General features: G+C 60.1%; 18 protein-coding genes. 3 read left to right on the top strand and 15 right to left on the bottom strand.

All coding sequences use genetic code 11. The features are described 5' to 3' along the window. Nucleotides 1-34 precede the first annotated feature (34 nt). The 11 genes from PHF15_RS03555 to pdxH form a co-directional block, all read right to left on the bottom strand. Nucleotides 35-739 (bottom strand): Crp/Fnr family transcriptional regulator, encoded by a 705-nt coding sequence (locus PHF15_RS03555; RefSeq protein ID WP_300118989.1) that lies wholly within the window; start codon nucleotides 737-739, stop codon nucleotides 35-37. 31 nt (nucleotides 740-770) lie between these two features. Further along, nucleotides 771-1,469 carry a Crp/Fnr family transcriptional regulator gene (locus tag PHF15_RS03550; protein ID WP_300118988.1) on the bottom strand — a complete coding sequence of 233 codons (699 nt, stop codon included), beginning with the start codon at nucleotides 1,467-1,469 and terminating at the stop codon, nucleotides 771-773. Between the two features lie 8 nt (nucleotides 1,470-1,477). Further along, complete coding sequence (locus PHF15_RS03545) at nucleotides 1,478-1,882, bottom strand: ribonucleotide reductase subunit alpha (RefSeq protein ID WP_300118986.1); 405 nt, start codon at nucleotides 1,880-1,882, stop codon at nucleotides 1,478-1,480. A 14-nt stretch (nucleotides 1,883-1,896) separates the two neighbouring features. Further along, nucleotides 1,897-2,691 (bottom strand): peptidylprolyl isomerase, encoded by a 795-nt coding sequence (locus PHF15_RS03540; protein WP_300119096.1) that lies wholly within the window; start codon nucleotides 2,689-2,691, stop codon nucleotides 1,897-1,899. Between the two features lie 10 nt (nucleotides 2,692-2,701). Next, nucleotides 2,702-3,436: a respiratory nitrate reductase subunit gamma gene (narI, locus tag PHF15_RS03535; RefSeq protein ID WP_300118985.1), complete on the bottom strand. Its 735-nt coding sequence runs from the start codon at nucleotides 3,434-3,436 to the stop codon at nucleotides 2,702-2,704. Then, entirely contained in the window at nucleotides 3,433-4,119 is a 687-nt protein-coding gene (gene narJ, locus PHF15_RS03530; RefSeq protein WP_300118984.1) for a nitrate reductase molybdenum cofactor assembly chaperone, read from the bottom strand. The genes narI and narJ overlap by 4 nt, the downstream gene beginning before the upstream one ends. A gap of 3 nt (nucleotides 4,120-4,122) precedes the next feature. Then, nucleotides 4,123-5,646, bottom strand: a complete 1,524-nt coding sequence (narH, locus tag PHF15_RS03525) for a nitrate reductase subunit beta (protein ID WP_300118983.1) — start codon at nucleotides 5,644-5,646, stop codon at nucleotides 4,123-4,125. Nucleotides 5,647-5,712: 66 nt separating this feature from the next. Next, complete coding sequence (locus tag PHF15_RS03520; RefSeq protein WP_300118982.1) at nucleotides 5,713-9,528, bottom strand: nitrate reductase subunit alpha; 3,816 nt, start codon at nucleotides 9,526-9,528, stop codon at nucleotides 5,713-5,715. Between the two features lie 126 nt (nucleotides 9,529-9,654). Continuing rightward, nucleotides 9,655-11,283: an antiporter gene (locus PHF15_RS03515; protein WP_300118980.1), complete on the bottom strand. Its 1,629-nt coding sequence runs from the start codon at nucleotides 11,281-11,283 to the stop codon at nucleotides 9,655-9,657. Nucleotides 11,284-11,434: 151 nt separating this feature from the next. Then, nucleotides 11,435-12,253: an ABC transporter ATP-binding protein gene (locus PHF15_RS03510; RefSeq protein ID WP_300118978.1), complete on the bottom strand. Its 819-nt coding sequence runs from the start codon at nucleotides 12,251-12,253 to the stop codon at nucleotides 11,435-11,437. A 65-nt stretch (nucleotides 12,254-12,318) separates the two neighbouring features. After that, the gene (gene pdxH, locus PHF15_RS03505; RefSeq protein WP_300118977.1) at nucleotides 12,319-12,972 is read right to left on the bottom strand and encodes a pyridoxamine 5'-phosphate oxidase; all 654 of its coding nucleotides are present in this window, start codon (nucleotides 12,970-12,972) and stop codon (nucleotides 12,319-12,321) included. A 133-nt stretch (nucleotides 12,973-13,105) separates the two neighbouring features. Here pdxH and edd point away from each other — a divergent pair, with 133 nt between their 5' ends. Together edd and eda are read left to right on the top strand one after the other, a co-directional pair. Further along, complete coding sequence (gene edd / locus PHF15_RS03500) at nucleotides 13,106-14,923, top strand: phosphogluconate dehydratase (protein WP_300118976.1); 1,818 nt, start codon at nucleotides 13,106-13,108, stop codon at nucleotides 14,921-14,923. Nucleotides 14,924-14,982: 59 nt separating this feature from the next. Continuing rightward, complete coding sequence (eda, locus tag PHF15_RS03495; RefSeq protein ID WP_300118975.1) at nucleotides 14,983-15,624, top strand: bifunctional 4-hydroxy-2-oxoglutarate aldolase/2-dehydro-3-deoxy-phosphogluconate aldolase; 642 nt, start codon at nucleotides 14,983-14,985, stop codon at nucleotides 15,622-15,624. Nucleotides 15,625-15,692: 68 nt separating this feature from the next. On the opposite strand, the gene PHF15_RS03490 is transcribed toward eda, so the two are convergent. The 3 genes from PHF15_RS03490 to gloA all read right to left on the bottom strand — a co-directional run bounded on the left by PHF15_RS03490 (nucleotide 15,693) and on the right by gloA (nucleotide 20,372). Next, nucleotides 15,693-18,851 (bottom strand): EAL domain-containing protein, encoded by a 3,159-nt coding sequence (locus PHF15_RS03490; protein ID WP_300118973.1) that lies wholly within the window; start codon nucleotides 18,849-18,851, stop codon nucleotides 15,693-15,695. Next, a complete protein-coding gene (locus PHF15_RS03485; protein WP_300118971.1) occupies nucleotides 18,851-19,753 on the bottom strand; it encodes a phosphate/phosphite/phosphonate ABC transporter substrate-binding protein in 903 nt (300 codons plus the stop codon). The genes PHF15_RS03490 and PHF15_RS03485 overlap by 1 nt, the downstream gene beginning before the upstream one ends. A 232-nt stretch (nucleotides 19,754-19,985) precedes the next feature. Continuing rightward, nucleotides 19,986-20,372, bottom strand: a complete 387-nt coding sequence (gene gloA / locus PHF15_RS03480) for a lactoylglutathione lyase (protein ID WP_300118969.1) — start codon at nucleotides 20,370-20,372, stop codon at nucleotides 19,986-19,988. Between the two features lie 76 nt (nucleotides 20,373-20,448). On the opposite strand from gloA, the gene PHF15_RS03475 reads away from it, so the two are divergent. Next, nucleotides 20,449-20,832, top strand: a complete 384-nt coding sequence (locus PHF15_RS03475) for a hypothetical protein (RefSeq protein WP_300118968.1) — start codon at nucleotides 20,449-20,451, stop codon at nucleotides 20,830-20,832. Nucleotides 20,833-20,846: 14 nt separating this feature from the next. On the opposite strand, the gene PHF15_RS03470 is transcribed toward PHF15_RS03475, so the two are convergent. After that, complete coding sequence (locus tag PHF15_RS03470) at nucleotides 20,847-22,682, bottom strand: DEAD/DEAH box helicase (RefSeq protein ID WP_300118967.1); 1,836 nt, start codon at nucleotides 22,680-22,682, stop codon at nucleotides 20,847-20,849. Nucleotides 22,683-22,981: the final 299 nt, after the last annotated feature.

Raw genomic sequence — 22,981 nt, 5'->3', positions numbered from 1 at the left:
TGCTGGCTTGAAGAGATGAATCTGCGGCTTTTTTCTAGTGCGGGCCGTAGTTGGCCAGGCCCTGCACATCCAGGATGCGCACATCGCGCTTGTCGATGGCGATCAGACCCTCGGCTTCGAGTTCATGCAGTACGCGAGAAAAGTACTCGGGTGTCAATGACAGGCGTGAGGCAATGGTGGCCTTGCTGACGGGCAGCGACACGGTGATAGCCTGCGGGTTGGCAGAACCGGTGTTCTGCACATCGCGCAGCAGGTAGCCAATCAGGCGCTGGATGCCGCTGTGCAGCGCGTAGGCCTCGACGTCCTGCACCAGGCCATGCAGACGGCGTGAAATACCCGCCAGCATGCGCAGGGCAAAGCGTGGGTCCTGTTCGATCTCGCTGAACACAGTGGCTTTGCTGACACGCAGCAGCAGTGAGTCGATGAGCGCTTGCCCATTCAGGATGTAGGGCACCTCCAGAAACATCATGGACTCGGCAAAACTGCGGCCAGGTCCCGCAATTTCAATCACCTTTTCCTGGCCGTTCGGGGCAGACACAAAAAGCTTGACCTGGCCCAGAATCACCACATAAAAAGCGTCGCAGAGTTCACCGGTTCTGAAAACCATGTCGCCGCGCGTCAGACGCTGGAGCAGGCAGCCCGATACCAGGCGGGCGCGCTCGGCGTCGGACAAGTCGCTGAAAAGCGGCATGACTGACAGGTAACGCTGCAGGTTGAAGGGCCCGGTGTTTGGCTTCATGGTGTGGCTGACCACGCAGCCACCGCCATTATTACTGCGCGCCGTATCCCAGCAGTTTTTGCACATCCGGAATCCGGATGTCGCGCCGGTCGATGGCGATGAGCTGCTGGGCTTCGAGTTCGTGCAGTACGCGAGAAAAGTACTCCGGGGTGAGCGACAGGCGTGAGGCGATGGTGGCTTTGCTCGCGGGCAGCGAGACCGTGACCGTGTTTTGCCCGCTGGCAGGGTCCATCTCGACATCGCGCAGCAGGTAGCCGATCAGGCGCTGCATGCCGTTGCGTAGCGCATAGGCTTCCACGTCCTGGATCAAGCCATGCAGACGCCGTGAAACACCGGCCAGCATGTGCAGGGCAAAGTGGGCGTCTTGTTCGATTTCGCTGACCACACCGCGTTTGCTCACGTTCACCAGCACTGTGTCGGCGAGCGCCTGGGCGCTGAGGATGTAGGGTTTGTCCAAAAACACCAGTGCCTCGGCAAAGCTTTGTCCTGGGCTGATGATTTCGATTACTTTTTCGTAGCCCGCCGGCGACACCACGAACAGTTTGACCTGGCCGCTGACCACGATGTGGAAGGCCTCGCAGGCTTCACCCACGCTGAAGATCATTTCGCCCTTGGTGTAATTCTTGAGATCACTGCTTTGAGTGATGCGCCACAACTCATCGGGAGACAAGCCACTGAACAGCGGCGAACCCGCCAGAAAGCGCTGCAAGTCAATAATCTCGGCACCCATGGTCAGAACTAGGCGAGGGCGATGGCATTGCCCACCGTGTCGAAGGCGATCATATTGGCGAACGCCCCCTGCTTGATGGCCTCGACCATGCCTTGCAGGGCAGGCTCAGCTGCATCGCTTGCGGGCGGTTGGTCGCCAGCCCCCGACAAGCTGCTGGCAAACAGGACGCGCCATGGCGCATCGAACTGGTCGGCTTCTTGCATCAGGCGTGCAAAATTGCCGATCTCTTCGGGCGTTTTGTCCACGCACATGGTTGGTACCAGGGCGCCGCCTGCGCCTTGAGCAAAGCCTGCGCGTTGCTCAGGGGTGGCGTCATCCGGCAATTCGGCGGCGGCAAAGACCAGCAACAGTCGCTGCCCTTGCGGCTGCTCGCAAGCCGCGAGCAATAGGTCGTCAAAACTTGAAATCGTCATGGATTCACTTTCAATTACTGCACCAGGGGTGTGTCACTGCTGTCGAGGTCAATGCCTTCGATGTGTGCATCAGTCGCCAGCAGGCTCAGGTATTGTCGCAGCGCTGTCACAAAAGTCTGTTGTTTGAGTGTCATGGTGACCGCGCCGTGCACCGACTCGAAAGGCTGTGCCACGCCCGCCTCGCGTCCCATGACTTCCACCACATGCAGGCCGAAACGGCTGTGCACCAGGCGTGGCAGCACACCCACTTCCGGGTGGCCAAAAAGCTCCTTGGCAAACTCGGGTGCGCAGTCGGCCGTGGTCAACCAGCCCAACTGGCCGCCCTCGGCGCCGCTGGGGCAGTTGGATAGCGTCGTGGCAGCCTTGAAGAAGGCAGCTTCAGTATTTTTGCTGTCAAAGCAGCGCACATTGAGCAGCGTGCCTTCGGCTTGCTTGCGCAGGGCGTTCAGGTCCACCCCTGGCGTGACCGCGAACAAGATGTGGCGCACGTTGACGCGCTCGCCGGTGGTGTAGTGGCTTGCCTGGTTGGCCGCGTGATGGCGGCGGCAGGCTTCCTCGGACGGCTCTGGAATCACCAGTTCCTGCTCCAGCAAAGCCTCGATGGCGACGGAGGCAGCCTCGCTGGTCACACCGTCGGTGCCGGGGGCGTCGTCGGCGTTGAGCAAGCCCTTTTGAATGGCCGTTTGACGCAACAATTCGGCGTAAGCGCGTTGGCGCAACGCGTCTGCTGTCAAGATATCGCCGGCGTTATGCAGTGCAACGCCGTTGATGCTGACCACCGGGGTCTCTGTGATGGAGGTGGTTTGCATGGCGGTTACCTCAAACACCGGCGCCAGGCTGGCGCGGCTGATTTTGGCCAGCAGGCACATTCAGGCGCCGGGACCGTACCACTTGGTAGGGACGCATCAAATAGCCTACTGAGGCAAAGCCACTCCAGACGTGCACCAGGCGGGTGAACGGGAAGAGGAAGAAAATGCTCAGCCCTAAGAACATGTGCGCCTTGAAGACGAAGCCCGCCTCATTCAGCAGCTCTGCCGCGCCGGGCTGGAAGGTCACAATGGCCTGCGCCCAACCGGCCAGCTTCATCATCATGCTGCCGTCCAGGTGTTGCCCCGACAGTGGCACGGTGGCCAGACCCAGCGCCAGTTGCAGCCACAGCATCACCAGCAGCACGATGTCGCTGGTTTTGGAGTTGATGCGGATACGTGGCTCGGTCAGGCGGCGGTGCAACAGAATGGTGACACCGACAAAGCCCAGCAAGCCGGCAATGCCGCCGCTGATCATGGCCATGAGTTGTTTGTCGCCGGCACTGATGAAGTGCTCATAGACAAAGTGCGGCGTCAGCATGCCCACGGTGTGGCCAAAGAACAGGAACAGCACGCCGATGTGGAACAGGTTGCTGCCCCAGCGCAGTTGCCCCATTTTCAGCATTTGCGACGAGTCGCTTTTCCAGGTGTACTGGTCGCGGTCGAAGCGGATCAGACTGCCGAGCACAAAGACGACGAAGGCGATGTAGGGGTACAGGCCAAACAGAAAGTGATCAAGGGTGTTCATAGCGGGGCTCCTGCGGTGGCGGCTGCGTTGGCACGCACAAAATGGATGGGTTGGGGCTGGCCGGGCTTGTCCTGGCCTTTGACGGAGCAGCCGCCAAAGACCTCGGGCTCTTCCCAGGCGGAATCAAGGGGCTCGTCAGCGGGTACCTTGACGGCTTGCGCCTTTTCGCCACTGAGTTCCAGCAGGGCACCGATCACGCTGGCATACGCTGTCTGGCGCTGTTGCAGTGCACTGAAAATGGCGTTGAAGATATGCGCCATCTCCGCCAAAAAAGCTTTTGCCTCTTTGGGCGGCTGGGTCGATACAAATTCAAGCACCACCGGCAGAAAGTCGGGCAACTCGCCCGGGGCCAGAAAAAGCCCGGCTGCCTCAAAAGTCTTGGTCAGGTCGATCATGGCCGGACCACGGTCACGCGAGTCGCCGTGCACATGCTCGAACAGGTGCAAAGACGTGGAATGGCCGCGGTCGAACAGTTCGACAAACTCGCTTTCGAGCTGCAGGGCATCGCCGTTTGCCAAATACGCGATCAGGGTGTCGAGCTCCTGCAGACGGTCTTTGTCCAGCGCGCGTTCGGCATGCAGCGCGTTTTGCATGTCGGCCAGGTCGATCTTGAGGGCGGCGTTGGGGTAAGACAGCAGGCGTGCCAGCACGCGCAGGGTGATGGATGCGGTTTTTTGTGCCATGGTTTAAGCCTCTGCCTGAATCGGGATGGTGCGGTGTTTGGTGCCACCAAACAGACTGGTTTCACTGGCGCCATCCGAGCAGCCGTTGCCGAACGAGAAGCCACAGCCGCCGCGTACGTCGAAGGTGTTTTCGGCGTACTCGCGATGCGTGCTGGGGATGACAAAGCGGTCCTCGTAATTGGCAATGGCCATCACGTGGTACATCTCTTCAACTTCCAGTTGGGTCATTTGCACCTGCTCCAGCGCAGTCGTGTTGATGCGGCCATCCACATGCTTTTCGCGCTGGTAGGCGCGCATGGCCAGCATGCGCTCCAGCGCGCGTTCCACCGGCATGGTGTCACCGGCGGTTAGCAGGTTGGCCAGGTACTTGACCGGAATGCGCAGTTGCTTCACGTCTGGAATCACGCCGTTGGTGCCGATCTGGCCGGCGTTGGCGGCGGCGCTGATAGGCGAGAGCGGCGGCACATACCAGACCATCGGCAGCGTGCGGTACTCTGGGTGCAGGGGCAGAGCCACTTTCCACTGCACCGCCATCTTGTAAACCGGGCTGTTACGGGCGGCATCCATCCACTTGTCCGGAATGCCGTCAAGGCGGGCTTGCTCAATCACCTTGGGGTCATTGGGGTCCAGGAAGATGTCGAGTTGTGCCTGGTACAGATCGCGGTCATGCTCCACACTCGCGGCTTGCTGGATGCGGTCGGCGTCGTACAGCAGCACGCCCAGATAGCGAATCCGGCCGACGCAGGTTTCACTGCACACGGTAGGTTGACCGGCCTCGATGCGCGGGTAGCAGAAAATGCATTTTTCGGCCTTGCCACTCTTCCAGTTGTAGTAAATCTTTTTGTACGGACAGCCGCTGATGCACATGCGCCAGCCGCGGCATTTGTCCTGGTCGATCAGCACAATGCCGTCTTCCTCGCGCTTGTAGATCGAGCCTGACGGGCAGCTGGCCACACATGCTGGGTTCAGGCAGTGCTCACACAGGCGCGGCAGGTACATCATGAAGGTGTTTTCGAACTGGCCGTAGATGTCCTTCTGGATGTCATCAAAGTTTTTGTCCTTGCTGCGTTTGGCAAACTCGCCGCCCAGAATTTCTTCCCAGTTCGGTCCCCATTCAATTTTTTCCATGCGCTGACCGGTGATCAGGCTGCGTGGCCGGGCGGTGGGTACGTTGTTGCCGGCAGGTGCGCTTTGCAGGTGCGCATAGTCAAAGGTGAAGGGTTCGTAGTAGTCGTCAATTTGCGGCAGGTTCGGGTTGGCGAAGATGCGCATGAGCAGTTTCCACTTGGCGCCCTGGCGTGGCTCGATCTTGCCGTCGGCCTTGCGTGTCCAGCCACCGTTCCACTTGTCCTGGTTTTCCCATTCTTTCGGGTAGCCGATGCCGGGCTTGGTCTCAACGTTGTTGAACCAGGCGTATTCCATGCCGGGGCGGCTGGTCCAGACATTTTTGCAGGTGACCGAGCAGGTGTGGCAACCAATGCATTTGTCCAGGTTGAGCACCATGCCGATTTGTGCGCGAATTTTCATGTGTAACTCCTATGTTTTGCGGGACAGACCGCAGCGACGCAGTCGCCAACTCTGTCCTCAAACTGATTAAATGTGGGTGGCTGTGGTTGAAGTAGCCGAGCCTTCGTCATCCAGCCAGTCCACCTTGGCCATCTTGCGTAACACCACAAATTCGTCGCGGTTGGTGCCGATGGTTCCGTAGTAGTTGAAACCGTAGCTGAACTGGGCGTAGCCGCCAATCATGTGCGTGGGCTTGAGCACAATGCGGGTGACCGAGTTGTGGATGCCGCCACGACCACCCGTGATCTCCGAGCCTGGCATGTTCACCAGCTTTTCCTGGGCGTGGTACATCAAGCACATGCCGTTGCGTACGCGCTGGCTGACCACGGCACGCGCGGTCAGGGCACCGTTGAGGTTAAAGAGTTCAATCCAGTCGTTGTCTTCAATGCCAGCGGCTTTGGCGTCGTCTTCGCTGATCCAGACGATCGGGCCGCCACGGCTCAGGGTCAGCATGTGCAGGTTGTCGCTGTAGGTGCTGTGAATGCCCCACTTCTGGTGCGGTGTGATGAAGTTCAGCGCAATCTCTTTGTTGCCATTGGGCTTGCGGTCCTGCATGGCGTGGGTGGTCTTCAGGTCCACCGGAGGACGGTAGCTGGAGAAACCTTCGCCAAACGCGGTCATCCACGGGTGGTCCATGTAGAACTGCTGACGACCGGTCAGGGTGCGCCATGGGATCATCTCGTGCACGTTGGTGTAACCGGCGTTGTACGACACGGTCTCGCTCTCAATGCCGCTCCAGGTGGGCGAGCTGATGATCTTGCGGGGCTGCGCCTGAATGTCGCGGAAGCGGATTTTTTCGTCCTCGCGGTGAAGCGCCAGGTGAGTGTGGTCCAGCCCGGTTTGTTTGCCAAGGGCTTCCCAAGCCTTCACGGCCACGTGGCCATTGGTCTCTGGGGCTAGCTGCAGGATCACTTCGCAGGCATCGATGTCGGTCTCGATCTTGGGCATGCCGCAGGTCACACCAGTGTCGGTCACCAGGCCATTGAGCTGGCCGAGTTGCGTGACTTCAATCTTGGTGTCCCAGCTGATGCCCTTGCCGCCATTGCCGACCTTGTTCATCAGCGGGCCTACAGCGGTGAAGCGCTTGTAAACATTGGGGTAGTCACGCTCCACCACGGTGAAGCTGGGAGCGGTCTTGCCGGGGATCAGGTCGATCTCACCCTTTTTCCACTCTTGCACGCCAAACGGTTGTGCCATTTCGGCTGGGGTGTCGTGCATGATGGGGGTGAGCACCATCTCGCGCTCTACGCCCAGATGACCGACGCAGATCTCGCTGAACTTCTTGGCAAAACCTTTGTAGATTTCCCAATCACTGCGCGACTGCCAGGCCGGGTCCACCGCGGCGGACAGCGGGTGAATGAACGGGTGCATGTCGCTGGTGTTCATGTCGTTTTTTTCGTACCAGGTGGCTGACGGCAACACAATGTCGCTGTACAGGCAGGTGGTGCTCATGCGGAAGTCCAGCGTGACCACCAGATCAAGTTTGCCCTCGGGGGCTTTGTCGTGCCAGACCACTTCCTTGGGACGGGCGTCGTCCAAGCCCAGGTCCTTGCCTTGCACGCCATGTTTGGTGCCAAGCAGGTGCTTCAAAAAGTACTCGTGCCCTTTGCCGCTGGAGCCCAGGATGTTGGAGCGCCAGACAAACAGGTTGCGCGGCCAGTTGTTGGGGTGGTCGGGGTCTTCGCAGCTCATGGTCTGGCTGCCGTCTTTCAAGCCCTTGATCAGGTAATCCTTGGGCTCCATGTTGGCCGCAGTCGCCGCACGAACCACTTCGAGCGGGTTCGTCTTGAGCTGCGGTGCGCTGGGCAGCCAGCCCATGCGTTCTGCACGCACGTTGTAGTCGATCATGCTGCCGCCAAATTTGGCCTTGTCAGCCAACGGCGAAAGAATTTCGTCCACGCCCACGGTTTCATAGCGCCACTGGTCGGTGTGCGCATAGAAGAAGCTGGTGCCGTTCATCTGCCGGGGCGGACGAATCCAGTCCAGCGCAAAGGCCAGCGCGGTCCAGCCGGTTTGTGGACGCAATTTTTCCTGGCCCACATAGTGTGCCCAGCCACCACCACTTTGGCCAATACAGCCGCACATCATCAGCATGTTGATGACGCCGCGGTAGTTCATGTCGGCATGGAACCAGTGGTTCATGGCCGCGCCGATGATCACCATCGACTTGCCGTGCGTCTTGTCGGCGTTGTCGGCAAACTGGCGCGCCACGGTGATGAGCTGCTCGCGTGGCGTGCCGGTGATGCGTTCCTGCCAGGCCGGGGTGTAAGGGGTGTCGTCGTTAAAGTCCTTGGCGGCCATTTCGCCACTCAATCCACGCGCCACGCCGTAGTTGGCCACTTGCAGGTCAAACACGGTGGCCACCAGGGCTTCGCGCTTGTCGCCTTCCTTACCCAGGAAGATGCGTTGCACCGGTACGGTGCGCACCAGTACATTGTTGGCAGCGTCACCTGATGCATTATTGGGGAAGTGTTCGGAGACGATGCCGCCAAAGTACGGGAAACCCACCTTGGCGGTTTCGCTGCTGGCCTCATCACCCTCCATCACGGTCAATTTCAGCTTGACTTCGGTGCCATGGCGGGCTTCTTTGGCTTCCAGGTTCCATTGACCTTGGTCAGCACGGCCGTCTGCGCCCCAGCGGAAACCAATCGCGCCGTTGGGTAGCACCACTTTGCCGCTCATGTCCAGCGCGACGGTTTTCCACTCCGGGTTGTTGGCCGCGCCAAGCTTGCCATTGAAGTCGGAGGCGCGTACATAACGGTCTGGCACCATGACGGTTTCACCGCTGGACAATAGCTTTTCTTTCAGTATGACCAGCATGGGCATGTCGGTATAACGGCGCACGTAGTTGTCAAAGTACTCGCTGCGCGGCTTGCCGCCATCAGGGAAATAGAACTCTTTCAGGATGACGTGGCCCATGGCCATGGCCACGGCCGCATCCGTGCCTTGCTTGGGCTTCATCCAGATGTCGGACAGCTTGGCCACTTCAGAGTAGTCTGGCGTGACGGCCACGGTCTTGGTGCCTTTGTAGCGCACTTCAGTGAAGAAGTGGGCATCGGGCGTGCGCGTTTGCGGCACGTTGGAACCCCAGGCGATGATGTACGACGAGTTGTACCAGTCGGCCGACTCGGGCACGTCGGTTTGCTCGCCCCAGATCTGCGGACTGGCGGGTGGCAAGTCGCAATACCAGTCGTAAAAGCTGATGGGCACGCCGCCAATCAAACCCAGGTAGCGGCTGCCTGCGGCATACGACACCATCGACATGGCCGGAATGGGCGAGAAACCGATGATGCGGTCGGGCCCGTATTGCTTGATGGTGAACACATTGGCTGCAGCCACCATTTCATTGACCTCGTCCCAGCTGGAGCGCACAAAGCCGCCCATGCCGCGCTGGGTCTGGTAGCTCTTGCGCTTGGTATCGTCCAGTGCAATCGATGCCCAGGCCTCGACCGGAGCCTGGGTTTGACGGGCTTCGCGCCAGAGCTTGAGCAAGCCGCTACGCACCATTGGGTACTTGACCCGGTTGGCGCTGTACAAATACCAGCTGTAGCTGGCACCGCGGGCACAACCACGCGGTTCGTGGTTGGGCATGTCCCAGCGGGTGCGTGGGTAATCGGTCTGCTGTGTTTCCCAGGTGACGATGCCGCCCTTGACATAAATCTTCCAGGAGCAGGAGCCCGTGCAGTTCACGCCGTGGGTTGAGCGCACGATCTTGTCGTGCGCCCAACGGTCGCGGTAAGCGTTTTCCCAGGTGCGGTCTTCACCGGTGGTGACGCCGTGCTCGCCTGAGAAGGCTTCTTTGGGTTGCGAGAAATAAGTGAGTCGATCCAGAAAGTGGCTCATGGGTTACCTCTGTAAAAATTGATTTGAAAAATTTCCCGTCATCGCGAGGAGCGAAGCGACGTGGCGATCCATGACTTCAGGAGGTATGGAGTGCCGCGCTGCAGCCAGCAATGACGGCCAGGCAGGTCACGGGTTTTTGATCTCCGACCCGCTGCGCAAATAGAACCACCAGTTCAGGATCAGGCACAGGGCGTAGAAGATGGCAAAGCCGTACATGGCGATCTGTGGCGTGCCGGCCTTGATCTGCTGGCCGATCACCACCGGCGCGATGAAGGCGCCATAAGCCGCTACAGCCGAGGTCCAGCCCAGCACCGGGCCGGCTTGCTGGCGGTCAAAGATCACGCCCACGGTGCGGAAGGTGGAGCCGTTGCCAATGCCGCTGGCGGCAAACAACAGCACAAACAGCCACATGAAAGTCGAGAAATACTGCTCGGGCGTAGCCGAACCGTAGGCCAGCATCATCATGTAGCCGACACCACCCGAGGCCATGACCATGATGGCCGAGATGATTTGTGTGACGATGGAGCCGCCGACCTTGTCGGCAATCCAGCCACCCACCGGGCGAATCAGGGCGCCGACAAACGGGCCGATCCAAGCGTAGGTCAGGGCAGACGGCGCGTTGGGGTTCTTCAGCGTGTGCTGCATGACACCGGCGGCATCGGGCGCGTGGCTGATGCCGAAGATGACCGAGATCGACAGCGGCAGCGCCATCGAAAAGCCGATGAATGAGCCGAAGGTCACCAGGTACAGCAGCGTCAACGACCAGGTGTGCTTGTTCCTGAAAATCTCGAACTGCTTGGCGATATTGCCCTTCATCTCGCCAAATGCCGCCAGTTTCATGGCCATCAGGGTGGCCACGATGGTCAGCGGCAGCGCGATCCACATGTTCAACAAGCCCAGGCCTGTTGGTGCTGGCAAGTACAGGTAAAGCCCCAAGCCGCCAATGAGGCAGGTGATGCCCCACAGGTACAGGATCTTGGCAAATGCGGCAAAGGTGCCGCCGTAGTTGGGCGAGAGCGGCAGCAGGTTGTTCATGCCGAACCAGGCGGCCACCACCAGCGGCAACAGAATCGCCGCCCAGATGAAGCCGGCGTTTTGAATGAAGGTGGGTGTTCCGGCCAGAATCTTGCCCATGATCCAGCCACTGTCCTTGGTCAGCACCATCGAGCCGCCGCCGACAGCACCAAACAGGCCCACGGTCATGACCAGGGGAATGAGCACCTGCATGGTGGTCACTCCAAAGTTGCCCAGACCGGCGTTCAGCCCAAGGCCGGTGCCCTGCAGGCGCTTGGGGTAAAAGCCTGAAATGTTTGACATCGAACAGGCAAAGTTGCCGCCACCGATGCCGCTCAGGAAAGCGCAGGCCTGGAACACCCACAAGGGCGTGCTGGAGTCCTGCAGCGCAATGCCGGTCCACACCGCCGGAATCATCAGCAGCGCCGAGGTCAGGAAGATGGTGTTGCGCCCGCCCGAAAGCCGGATGAAAAACGAGGCCGGGATGCGGAAGGTGGCGCCCATCAGGCCGGCAATGGCTGTTAGCGTGAACATTTCCGCCGGCTTGAATGGAAAGCCGAGGTTCAACATCTGCACGGTGATGATGCCCCACATCGCCCAGACCGCAAACGCCACCAGCAGGTTGGGGATGGAAATCCAGAGGTTGCGGTTGGCAATATGCTTGCCCTTGCTTTCCCAAAAATCGTTGTCTTCGGGACGCCAGTCGGCAATGTCAACGCTCGAATGCTTGTTATCGGTCATGTCACAAACTCCTGTTTTGATGTGACACGACTGTAGTTTTGACAGACTTTTGGCGGTATCCCTCTGAAGTACAGGCAGTACGGGTTTGTGGAACTAGACGGCGGGGCAGGGGGGTAGTTCGGGAGAACTAGTCGGAGTCACCAGGCGTTAGTCAGGCATGGCTGGGAACGCCGAAATCTTTTTCAATGGGGACAGCAGGGTAGTGAAACCGCACCGGGCCATCCGGGCGTTCATTCACATACTGGAACACCAGCGGATCGGTACTGGCGCGCACCTCATTCACCGTGCCCTGGAACGCGACCTTTCCCCGGTCGAGAATGACCACATGGTCGGCAATTTCGAGGGTTTGGGTCAGTTCATGCGAGACAAAAATACTGGTCAGCCCCATCGAGTCGTTGAGCTGGCGAATCAGCCGCGCGGCGACATGCAGCGAAATCGGATCGAGGCCTGAAAAAGGCTCGTCGTACATCACCAGTTCGGGGTCCAGTGCAATCGCACGCGCGATGCCGATCCGCTTGGCCATGCCGCCCGACACTTCGCTGGGCATCAGGTCGCGCGCGTTGCGCAGGCCCACCGCGTTGAGCTTCATCAGGACGATGTCGCGAATCAGTGCCTCGGGCAAATCGGTATGTTCGCGCAGCGGGAAGGCCACGTTCTCGAACACGCTCATGTCGGCAAACAAGGCGCCGAACTGAAACAACATGCCCATGCGCCGCCGCACGGCATAGAGCCGCTGCTGGTCCATGGGACCCAAATCCTGTCCGTCGAACAGCATTTGCCCCGACCATGCGCGGCTCTGGCCGCCCATCAGGCGCAGCGTGGTGGTCTTGCCGCCACCCATCGGACCAATGAGCGCCGTGACCTGGCCCCTGGGGATGCGTAGCGAAACGTCGTCCAGCACGGCGCGATCCCCATAGCCGAAGCTCAGGTTGCGCAATTCAACAAGGGATGGGTGGGTGGTGGTTGGCATGAATACTCGATGCGGGCAGTGCCCGGCACGCAAATGATAGGGGATGCTTGGGGTGACGGCCAATTTCAGGGCGCCAAACGCTCCCGCAGCCACAATTGTTCACGCCCGTCAGATGAAGGCTTCGGGCTATACCGCAGCCGGTCGTGCAAGCGGCTTTTGCGCCCCTGCCAGAATTGCCAGTTGTCGGGCTTGAGCCGGTAGCCGCCCCAATGTGGTGGCCGGGGCGGATTCAATAAAAATTGGGCACCGTACCTGGCCGCATTGGCCACGAGCACGCCGCGGCCCGAGATCACCTGGCTTTGCGGGCTGGCCCAGGCGCCAATGCGCGAGTCCAGCGGGCGGCTATGGAAGTAGGCGTCGCTTTCCTCGGCACTGACCTTTTCCACAAGACCCTCGATGCGCACCACGCGCTCCAGTTCGACCCAGTGAAACTGCAGTGCGGCATAGGGGTTGCCCGCCAGTTCCTGGCCCTTGCGGCTGTCGTAGTTGGTAAACCAGGTGATGCCGCGCTCGTCGTAGCCCTTGATCAGCACCACGCGCGTGCTTGGGCGCAGGTTGCCGGCCACGGTGGCCACAGTCATGGCGTTGGGCTCTGGCACTTCGGCGGCAATGGCTTCCTTGAGCCACTGCTCGAACTGCTTCAGAGGGTCGGCATGAGAGGCGTCTTCGTTGAGTTCGGCGCGTTCGTAGCTTTTGCGGAGGTCGGCAATGTGGGTCATGCCGGGAGTATAGGGAATTCACTCGGAAGCGGCCTGCGGCCATATTGCGTATTGGTAGCTTGAGCGACCGGTCGGCTTCCAATTAGCGGGTAACATCGCGACTGTAATTTAGTTACCAAAAATTATGGAAACCATGAAACTTCACGCCACTGTCGCCCATGTTACCCAACGCATCGCCCAGCGCAGCTTACCCACCCGTAGCGCCTATATGGCGCGACTGGATGCCGCCTTGCAGCGCCCGCCGGGCGCCCAGCGCTTGGGCTGTGCCAACGTGGCGCACGCGTTTGCCGCCTTGCCAGGCAACGACAAACTGCGCGTGGTGGCAGAGAAAGCGCCCAACATCGGCATCGTCACCGCCTACAACGACATGCTGTCGGCACATGCACCATTCCAGCATTACCCGGATTTGATCAAGACCGAGGCGCGCAAACATGGTGCCACGGCCCAGGTGGCGGGCGGCGTTCCGGCCATGTGCGACGGCGTCACGCAGGGCACACCGGGCATGGAGCTGAGCCTGTTTTCGCGTGACGTGATCGCCATGGCCACGGCGGTGTCGCTGAGTCACGACGTGTTTTCCGGCGTGCTGATGCTGGGCGTGTGCGACAAGATCGTGCCCGGCCTGCTGATCGGTGCGCTGCAGTTTGGCCACTTGCCCACCGTGTTTGTGCCGGCCGGGCCCATGACCTCAGGTTTGTCCAACAGCGAAAAATCCAGGGTTCGGGAGCAAGCCGCGCAAGGGCTGGTGGGGCGGGCCGAGCTGTGTGCAGCCGAATCAGCAGCCTATCACAGCCCCGGCACTTGCACTTTTTACGGCACAGCCAACAGCAACCAGATGCTGCTCGAAGCCATGGGTTTGCATGTGCCCGGCACAGCGTTCATCAATCCTGGCACATTGGTGCGTGATGAATTGACACGCGAAGCCTTGCGCACCGTGCTGGGCAGTGCTGATTTCAAATGTCCGCCGCTTGGCCGGGTGGTCGATGCGCGCTGCATCGTCAACGCCATGGTCGCCTTGCTCGCCACGGGCGGTTCCACCAACCACCTGATCCACTGGGTGGCGGTGGCGCGTGCCGCCGGCATTGTGATCGACTGGAATGATTTTTCGGCTCTTTCCGATGTGGTGCCGCTGCTCAGCCGCGTCTATCCCAATGGCAGTGCCGACGTCAATCAGTTCCAGGTGGCCGGTGGCCCCGGCTTCATCATCCGCGAACTGCTCGATGGCGGCTACATGCACGCCGATGTGCTGACCAACCGGGCCGGGGGCTTGCGCGAGTACACCGGCATTCCACATGCGGCTGAAGATGGCCGCCTGCAGTGGGACATCGCCGCGGCCAGTCAGGACGAATCGGTGGTGCGCCCGGCAAGCAGCCCGTTCAGCCCCAGCGGCGGACTGAAACTGCTGCAGGGCAACCTGGGGCGCAGCGTGATCAAGATTTCGGCGGTGCCTGACGACCGCCATGTGATCGAGGCACCGTGCCGGGTATTCGACTCGCAGGAGGCCTTGCACCAGGCTTTTGCCGCCGACGAACTCAACCGTGACCTGATCTGCGTGGTGCGCTGGCAGGGTCCGCAGGCCAACGGCATGCCCGAGCTGCACAAGCTCACGCCACCGTTGGCCGTGCTGCAGGGCAAGGGCTACCGGGTGGCACTGGTCACCGATGGCCGCATGAGTGGCGCCTCGGGCAAGGTGCCTGCTGCCATTCATGTGTCACCAGAAGCCGCTGCCGGCGGTCCGCTGGCCCGTGTGCGTGACGGTGATGTGATCCGCCTCGATGCCAATGATGGCACACTGCAGGTGTTGCTGCCGGATGCCGAATGGGCCGCCCGTGACGCCTTACCCATGCCGGATGCGCTGCGCCAGGCCAACGGTCTGGGCATGGGCCGTGAGCTGTTTGCCAGCATGCGCCGCAACGCCCTGAGCGCCGAAGAGGGCGCTTGCAGCTGGATTTGACCGGACGGATGGATTGCGGCGGCTCGTGCTAACGGCTACACATTTTCCTGAAAGATCACATGACAACTCAAACTTCTTTGACCGCCTTGCAGGTCATGCAAGATGCCCCGGTGATTCCGGTGATTGTGCTTAACGACGTGGCGCACGCGGTGCCGATGGCGCGCGCCTTGTTGGCGGGCGGCATTCGCATGCTCGAAGTCACGCTGCGCACGCCGCAGGCGCTGGCCTGCATCGAGGCCATTGCCCGCGACGTGCCCGAGGCGGTGGTCGGTGCCGGTACTGTGCGCAGCCGCGCCGACGCACAAGCGGCGGCCAATGCCGGGGTGCGCTTTGCGGTGAGCCCGGGCTATACCTCAGCCGTGGGCCAGGCCTGCCGTGACATGGGTTTGGCTTTGCTGCCGGGTGTGGCGACCGGCGGCGAGATCATGGCCGCTTGCGAAGACGGCTTCACCGAACTCAAGTTTTTTCCTGCCGTGCAAGCTGGTGGCGTGGCCATGCTCAAGGCTTGGGCCGGGCCATTTTTTGACGTCAGATTTTGCCCTACTGGCGGCATTACCCTGCAAAACGCGCCGGATTTTTTGGCTTTGAAGAACGTGATCTGCGTCGGCGGTTCATGGCTGGTGCCGTCCAGCACCGCCGAGCAGGGTGACTGGGGCCGGGTGACTCGGCTGGCGAGCGAAACCCGGGCTTTGCACAGCTAGTGTGCCATGCTGGCGATTTGCCATGCATGTTGCAGGCGCTTGTCTCAAGCGGAAACAGGGTCAAAAAATCAGCCCGTTTGACCGGTCTGGGCCAGTTGGTCGAGTTGACTCAAGAAGGTGTCGCGCAGGGCTTCAAGTTCAGGTAGCCTGGACCGTGCCTGGGCATTTTGCCCCCGCCTTTGAAGCTGCACCAGTTCCATACCCAGATCGTGAATCTGTTGATGTAACTGCTCGATGGTCACAAACTGGGGCAGCGTGCCGTACTGCCGCAGGCCGTCCTGGTAGAGCCATTGCCCGAATTGGCATTGGTTGCGCTCCAGTGGTGGTGGCACCGGACGCTCTCCCAGAAGGTGGCTCTTGAGCGAGGTGATCCAGTTGCGGTGTTCGATCTGTGCGTACAGCAGCGAGATGTTGTTGGCAGGAATTGGCGTTTGCCGGTTCCAGGCTGCATACGGTTTCCAATGGCTGATCCAGTCCGGTAGTTCATGGGCTGGCATGGGTTTGGCGATGCCGTAGCCTTGGGCTTGCTCGCAACCCAGCTGCAGTAGCAGCGTGCCATGGGCCACGGTTTCAACGCCTTCGGCAATGACTTCGCGCTGGAAGGATTTGGCCAGCCCGATGATGCCCTGCAGGATGGCCAGATCGTCCACGTTGTTGAGCATGCCGCTGACAAAACTTTGGTCAATCTTGAGCAGATTGACGTGCAGCCTGCGCAGATAGGTCAACGAAGAATAGCCGGTGCCAAAGTCATCCATGGCAAAACTCACGCCCAGCTCGCGGCAGTCTTCAATCACCTGGGACACCCGTGCCAGGTCTTCGAGAGCACTGGTTTCCAGAATTTCGATCTCCAGACTCGAAGGCTTGATTGCGGGCTGGGCAGCCAGAAGCTCTTGCAGGCGAAAGACAAAATTGGGCTGCTGCAACTGACGCGCGCCGACGTTGACGCTGACGGGGATGGACAGCCCCTGAGCTTGCCAGTGCGCCATCTGGGTCAGGGCGTTGGCAATCACCCATTCCCCGAGTTCAATCGAGAGGGGATGGTTTTCAATGATGGGCAGGAACCGTGCCGGCGATTTCAGTCCAGCTTGCGGGTGTTGCCAGCGGATCAGCGCCTCGCAGCCAATGACTTCGCCGGTGCGCAAATTCACTTTGGGCTGGTAATGCAGGATGAATTCACCGTTGGCCAGAGCCTGGCGAACGCGCTCGACGCTCTCGTTGTGGCTGCGGATGCCGTTGTCTTGTTCGGCATCAAAAAAGTTGTAGCGGTTTTTGCCGGACTGCTTGACCTGGTACATGGCCTGGTCGGCCTGCCGCAGCAATTGGTCCGCCTCGACCTCCTGGGCCTGAGGGTAGTAAGTGACGCCCAGACTGGCTGAAATCTGCAGCATGCAGCCATTGATCATCAGAGGTTGTGCCGCGACATTGAGCAGTCGCGTGAGTATGGGCACGCTGGCATTGACATCGTCAAGTTCGCCCAAAACAGCGACAAATTCATCACCACCGATACGCGCCAGCGTGTCACCTTCACGCAGGCACTGTGTCAGGCGCGTGGCCAGGGCAATCAGCAACTGGTCGCCTGTTTCATGACCATAGTTGTCGTTGACGGATTTGAAGCCATCCAGATCGAGGAAGACCACCACCAGCTTTTTGCCCCGCCGTTGCTCCTGGAGCATGCCCTGTTGCAAGCGGTCGGCCAGCAACACGCGGTTGGGCAAATTGGTCAAGGCATCGTAATGGGCAATGTGGTCGAGTTTTTGTTGCTGTTCTTTGGCCGCCGTGATGTCGAAGAACAAGCCAATGTAGTGGGTGATTCGATGGTCGGCATCATGGACCGCGGTGATGGTGAGCATTTCGACATACAGCTCGCCGTTTTTGCGCCGGTTCCAGATTTCCCCATACCAATGGCCTTTCCTGGCCAATTGCTTCCAGAGGTGCACATAAAAAACCTTGCTTTGGCGGCCGGAACTCATGATGCGCGGGTTTTGGCCAATGACCTCATCACGCGTGTAGCCCGTGATTCGCGTGAAGGCATCATTCACATCAATGATGGCTCCGTTCAGGCCAGAAATAATGATGCCTTCACGTGCATGGGTGAACACGCTGGCGGCCAGATGCTGCCGTTCCTCGGCTTGTTTGCGCTGCGAGATGTCGGTGATGAATGCCGTGAACTGCAGACGGTTGTTGATCTTCAGTGCGGTGACGGACAACTCGATCGGGAACTCTTCACCATTGCGGCGCAGCGCGGTGATCTCGACGTTGCGGTTGCTGAACCTTTCTTCACCCGTCTCCAGAAACCGTGCCAGTCCCTTTTGATGGGATTGCCGGTGTTGTTCGGTAATGATCAAGTCATGCAGCGGCTGGCCGATGGCTTGGCTCTTGGACCAGCCAAAGATGGATACGGCGCTTTTGTTCCACTCGACGATCAAACCGTGATCGTCCATGCCAATCACGGCGTTCTGTGCCATGTCAAAGGTGATGCGCAGGCGGGACTCACTCATGAGCAGGGCGGTTTCCCTTTGCGCCAGGCTATCGAGCATGTGGTTGAATTGACGGGCGAGTTGCGCCGCCTCATCGTCACCGGTGACCTTGGCACGTGCGCCGGAATCGCCCGCCTGAACGGCGTCGGCCACGCGTTGAATGGCGTGCAGGCGGCGCGTCAGGTATCGGCCGGTGAGCGCCGCCAGCGCCAGGCTCAGGACAATGCCGCTCATGCCCCCCAGGATCCCGCGCTGCATGGTATTGGCCAGCTTGGCATTGAGCGCGTGGGTACCCAGGCCAACACGGACCCAGCCAATGTGTTTGCCGGAGAGCACCACGGGACTGGCCACGTCGACCTGGCTCGTACCGCGTTGCAGCATGGTGGCTTTTGCGGTTGGCGGCAAATCATGCAAATACAGACCCCGCCGGGAGGGATCGCTGTGCGCCAGCACGCGTCCGGGAACATCAAGCACAATGACATACTGCGCGTCAGGATATGGCTTCAGGCTGTGAACAATGTCCTGCAAGCCACCGTAATCCCGTGAGATCAGCCATACCGCGGCCGAGGTGGCCACGCTGTGTGCCAGTACCATGGCCTGATCGGTTTGCTGCTCCAACAGAACCGATTGCTGCCGGCGGGTCTGGTCCCAGATAAACGCCGACATGGTGATGCTCAGTATCACCGCCATGCCGACGATGAGCTGTCGGCGCAGGGTGCCAGCCAGCAGATAGTAAAGACGATGAAACATCATGGCTGCTTAATGGGGCGGACTTCTGTCTCGAAGCGCTTGATATACGTCCGAACGACGTCGTAATTGGCATCATTGGCCGCATGAAAACGTGCTGTCTCCATGCCCGCCAGTATTTTTTGGCCTTCGGGTGTTTCGGTGAGGTCGAGCAAGGTTTGTCTGACCTGCTGACTGATGGCGACCGGAACGTCGTTGCGCACCATCACGGAATTGTTGACCAGCGACGGGGTTTCCCAGATCACTTTCAGTTGTGCCGCCTCTGTGGGATGCTCTTTTTGGAACAGGTTCCAGGGCGGCGGCCAGGTGGCGCCTGCGGCAACTTGCCCCAGATAAACATTCATGATGGACGACATCTGTGAGCCGACGTAAATGTTGTGGATGTCTGAGTTGACGTTGATGCCTTGTGTGTGCAAGAAATACTGGGGCATGATGGCAGCGGCCAGTGCCGTGGATGACGGATAACTCACGGTCCTGCCCTTGAGGTCGGCTGGTGTCTTGACTGGGCTGTCTTTGCGAACGATCAGCAAGCCCTTGAAGTTTTCCGCATCGCCCCACATGGCCATCACTTGGTAGCCCACTTTCTGGGCTTCAATGGTTTGCCACGGATTGGGCATCAAAAATTCGGCCTCGCGGGTGAGGAACTTTTGCTCAAAGGACTGGTAGTCGCGTGAGGCCTCCAGCTCCAGGTGCCCGCCCTGCAATTTGCCGTTGATGTGATCCACCAGCGGCTGGAACAGCTTGCTGAGGGTTTGCGGGTTGTACAAGGGATGGGGGACGAGCCGGTAAACCGGTGTCGCGACATGGGCCGGCTCCGTGCTGTATTCCAGCGGTTTGTCCGCCGCTTGTTGCTGGCACGCGGTCAGGGGCAGAGTGATCAGCAGGGCCTTGTTTAGGGCCGCCACGGTGAAGCGGAAAAAGATCGTCAGCGATACCCCCAATTTCCAGCTTACCTGAAAAGGGATGGTGTTTGCTGATTTGGGAGACATTGTCATTTTTGCAAATGCGCGTTCTTTTGTTTTTTCCTCCGTGAAGGACTGTCACCGTCCATCAGCCGGACTTGGATCTGGTCAATCATGCGGGAGTCGTTCCGGCGTCGGCGAAAATTTGTTGATCGCGAATGGCTGTGCCGCCCACCTACTCCGGTCGCTGGATCAATTCCACCTTGTAGCCATCGGGGTCAGTGACAAAGGCAATCACGGTGCTGCCGCCCTTGACCGGGCCGGCTTCGCGTGTCACGTTACCGCCATTGGCACGGATTTTGTCGCAGGCCGCATAGGCATCCGGTACGGCCAGCGCAATGTGGCCGTAAGCCGTCCCCATTTCGTAGTGGTCCACGCCCCAGTTGTAGGTGAGCTCCAGTTCGGCGTGCTCCGGGTTGCTGCCATAACCGACAAAGGCCAGCGTGTACTTGTACTCTGGGTTGTCGTAAGTGCGCAGCAGCGTCATGCCCAGCACCTGGGTGTAGAAATCAATCGAACGTTGCAGGTTGCCAACGCGCAGCATGGTGTGCAGCAGTCGCATGGTTTGCGGTCCTTAAATTTTTGTGCGCCATGTCTTTACAGACAATAATCAAGTCGTCATTTTGCACGGAGTCCGCATGCCCCACTTTATCAAAGTCATTTTATTTACCGACAGCGACGGACAGGCCCGTTTCAAAGAGGAATCAGTGCCGCTTGACCAGGGCACGCCCAAGTCGGCGCTGTCAGCCTTGATGCCCTCTGGTGGTTACCAGTTACGCGCCAGCCCGGTTGGGTTTCGCAGCACGTACCACTGCACCACCGATCCGCAATGGGTGTTCATTTTGGGCGGGCAGATGGAGATCGGATTGCACGATGGCAGTTCCCGCATCTTCAAGCCGGGCGAGCATTTTTATTCAGCCGACCTGTTGCCAGCAGGTCAGAAATTTGACGACCAACGGCACGGGCACTGGAGCCGCCAGCTGGGCTCCGAGCCGCTGGTCACGCTGTTTTTGCGTGGCTGAATACAACAGAAAATTTAACGACCAGACTGCCCGCGGGTGCCGCTGGCATTGCGCGGGCGATTGCCGCCCGGCCTGCCGGCACCACCCGGTCGGCCGCCGCTGCCAAAACCACCGCCACCACCACCGCCACCACCGCCACCACCGCCAGCGTTGCGGTTGCCGCCGCCAAAACCGCCACGGCGTGGGCCGCGGTCAGCCATCATGTCCACACTGGTGCGCATCGGGTCGGGTTGGCCGCCAGCGCCTGAGCGCGAGGGTCCGGCACCAGCATCAACCGGGCCGCCATAACCACCACCATTGCCGCCGCCATAGCCGCGCGCCTGGCGCTGACCCGGACCGCGCACGGCTTGCTCGGCGGCTGACAAGTGGCTGCGCGGCTCGGCTTCGCGGCCCGCGCCTGCGTTGCCGAAATTGTCATCACTGGTGTTGTTGCTGCGCGCTTCACCGCCATAAGATGCGCTTGCGCCAGCAGAATTTCTGCCGCCACTGCGTCCACCCCGGCTGCCACCACGGCCGCTTGGTGCTGGGCCTCTGCCGCCGCCGCCGCTGCGTGCTGCGCCCGGGCCTTTGCTCTCGCGCACGCGGGTCAGCATTTCAGTGCGTGCTGCTTTGGCCGCGGCCTGCATCACATCGCGGCTCGGTGGTTTGCCGGCGCCGCCCCAGATGGTTTGACGGCCCATGGCGATGGGCTCGGCTTTCTCACCCGGCTCGGGCATGAATTCCTGAATGATTTCCACCGCAATGTCCTGCTTGGTATAGCGCTCGATGGCTTGCATGAAGCCTTCTTCGTCCAGGCTTACCAGGTTCACGGCCATGCCGTCGGCGCCTGCGCGGCCGGTGCGGCCAATGCGGTGCACGTAATCTTCGGTCACATTGGGAATGTCGTAATTGACCACGTGCGGCAGGTCGTCGATGTCGATGCCGCGCGCGGCAATGTCGGTGGCCACCAGGGCACGCATGTCGCCGCTCTTGAAGCCGGCCAGCGCCTGCGTGCGCGCTGCCTGGCTTTTGTTGCCGTGCAGGGCCATGGCCGTGATGCCATTTTTCTCTAGGTATTCGGCGACGTTGTTGGCGCCGAATTTGGTGCGGGTGAACACCAGCACCTGGCTCCAGTTTTTTTCCTGGATGATGTGCGCCAGCAATGCCTTCTTTTTGCCACGACCCACCGGGTGAATCAGCTGGGTGATGCGCTGCACCGTGGTGTTGCGCGGCGTGACCTGCACGCTTTGCGGGTTTTTCAGCAGTGTGTCGGCGAGTTCGCGGATCTCATCGCTGAACGTGGCCGAGAACAGCAGGCTTTGTTTTTGTTTGGGTACGGCGGCCAGCACTTTTTTCACGTCATGGATGAAGCCCATGTCGAGCATGCGGTCAGCCTCGTCGAGCACCAGGATCTGCACCTGGCTCAGGTCCACCATGCCTTGTTGCATCAGGTCGAGCAGGCGCCCGGGGGTGGCCACCAGAATGTCCACGCCTTTTTTCATGCGGCTGATTTGCGGGTTCATGCCGACACCGCCAAAAATGGCGGCCGAGCTGAGTTCGACATATTTGCCGTAGGTCTGCACCGATTCCTCGACCTGGGCGGCAAGTTCGCGTGTCGGCGTCAGCACCAGAGCGCGGGTGGCAATGCCACCAAACTTGTTGCGCGGTGCTTCTGATGCGATCAGCTTGTTGAGCATGGGCAGCACAAAGGCCGCCGTTTTGCCGGTGCCGGTCTGGGCGCCGCCGAGCAGGTCGAGGCCTGCCAGCACCACCGGAATGGCTTGTGCCTGAATGGGCGTGGGGGTCTCGTAGCCTTGCTCAAGCACGGCTTTGATGATGGCCGGAGCCAGATTTAGTTCTTCAAATTTCATTTAGAGGTGCACCCCATCCAGGGCGCCAGGGCATCGGCCTGTTCTGGCGCGGGTAGCGACAGTTCAGTCAAAGGCAGATGGGATCAAAAATGGAACCGCGGTGTAGTACCTGGGTTCCCAGCAAGGTGCTGGTCTTGCAGGCAACTGAAGCCCCGCAAGCCCGCGTATTGTCGCATGCTCTCGGCTTGGCCTTGATTTGCTGCACAATTTTGTCATTTTTCGGAAACCTGGTACAGGTAAATCGCTTCACAACAACGTTCACCGCGCAGAGTGGATGAGAGCACCGATAATGCAACCTT

The sequence above is a fragment of the Rhodoferax sp. genome, assembly GCF_028689295.1.
Taxonomy (GTDB): Bacteria; Pseudomonadota; Gammaproteobacteria; order Burkholderiales; family Burkholderiaceae_C; genus Rhodoferax.
The sequence above is the reverse complement of the archived record's forward strand: the minus strand, read 5'-3'. Positions and strand labels throughout refer to the sequence as shown.

Bases quoted from the DNA above. Each gene is read 5' to 3' on its own strand.
- PHF15_RS03555 (WP_300118989.1), bottom strand. From the start codon at position 739: ATGAAGCCAAACACCGGGCCCTTCAACCTGCAGCGTTACCTGTCAGTC.
- PHF15_RS03550 (WP_300118988.1), bottom strand. From the start codon at position 1,469: ATGGGTGCCGAGATTATTGACTTGCAGCGCTTTCTGGCGGGTTCGCCG.
- PHF15_RS03545 (WP_300118986.1), bottom strand. From the start codon at position 1,882: ATGACGATTTCAAGTTTTGACGACCTATTGCTCGCGGCTTGCGAGCAG.
- PHF15_RS03540 (WP_300119096.1), bottom strand. From the start codon at position 2,691: ATGCAAACCACCTCCATCACAGAGACCCCGGTGGTCAGCATCAACGGC.
- narI (WP_300118985.1), bottom strand. From the start codon at position 3,436: ATGAACACCCTTGATCACTTTCTGTTTGGCCTGTACCCCTACATCGCC.
- narJ (WP_300118984.1), bottom strand. From the start codon at position 4,119: ATGGCACAAAAAACCGCATCCATCACCCTGCGCGTGCTGGCACGCCTG.
- narH (WP_300118983.1), bottom strand. From the start codon at position 5,646: ATGAAAATTCGCGCACAAATCGGCATGGTGCTCAACCTGGACAAATGC.
- PHF15_RS03520 (WP_300118982.1), bottom strand. From the start codon at position 9,528: ATGAGCCACTTTCTGGATCGACTCACTTATTTCTCGCAACCCAAAGAA.
- PHF15_RS03515 (WP_300118980.1), bottom strand. From the start codon at position 11,283: ATGACCGATAACAAGCATTCGAGCGTTGACATTGCCGACTGGCGTCCC.
- PHF15_RS03510 (WP_300118978.1), bottom strand. From the start codon at position 12,253: ATGCCAACCACCACCCACCCATCCCTTGTTGAATTGCGCAACCTGAGC.
- pdxH (WP_300118977.1), bottom strand. From the start codon at position 12,972: ATGACCCACATTGCCGACCTCCGCAAAAGCTACGAACGCGCCGAACTC.
- edd (WP_300118976.1), top strand. From the start codon at position 13,106: ATGAAACTTCACGCCACTGTCGCCCATGTTACCCAACGCATCGCCCAG.
- eda (WP_300118975.1), top strand. From the start codon at position 14,983: ATGACAACTCAAACTTCTTTGACCGCCTTGCAGGTCATGCAAGATGCC.
- PHF15_RS03490 (WP_300118973.1), bottom strand. From the start codon at position 18,851: ATGTTTCATCGTCTTTACTATCTGCTGGCTGGCACCCTGCGCCGACAG.
- gloA (WP_300118969.1), bottom strand. From the start codon at position 20,372: ATGCGACTGCTGCACACCATGCTGCGCGTTGGCAACCTGCAACGTTCG.
- PHF15_RS03475 (WP_300118968.1), top strand. From the start codon at position 20,449: ATGCCCCACTTTATCAAAGTCATTTTATTTACCGACAGCGACGGACAG.
- PHF15_RS03470 (WP_300118967.1), bottom strand. From the start codon at position 22,682: ATGAAATTTGAAGAACTAAATCTGGCTCCGGCCATCATCAAAGCCGTG.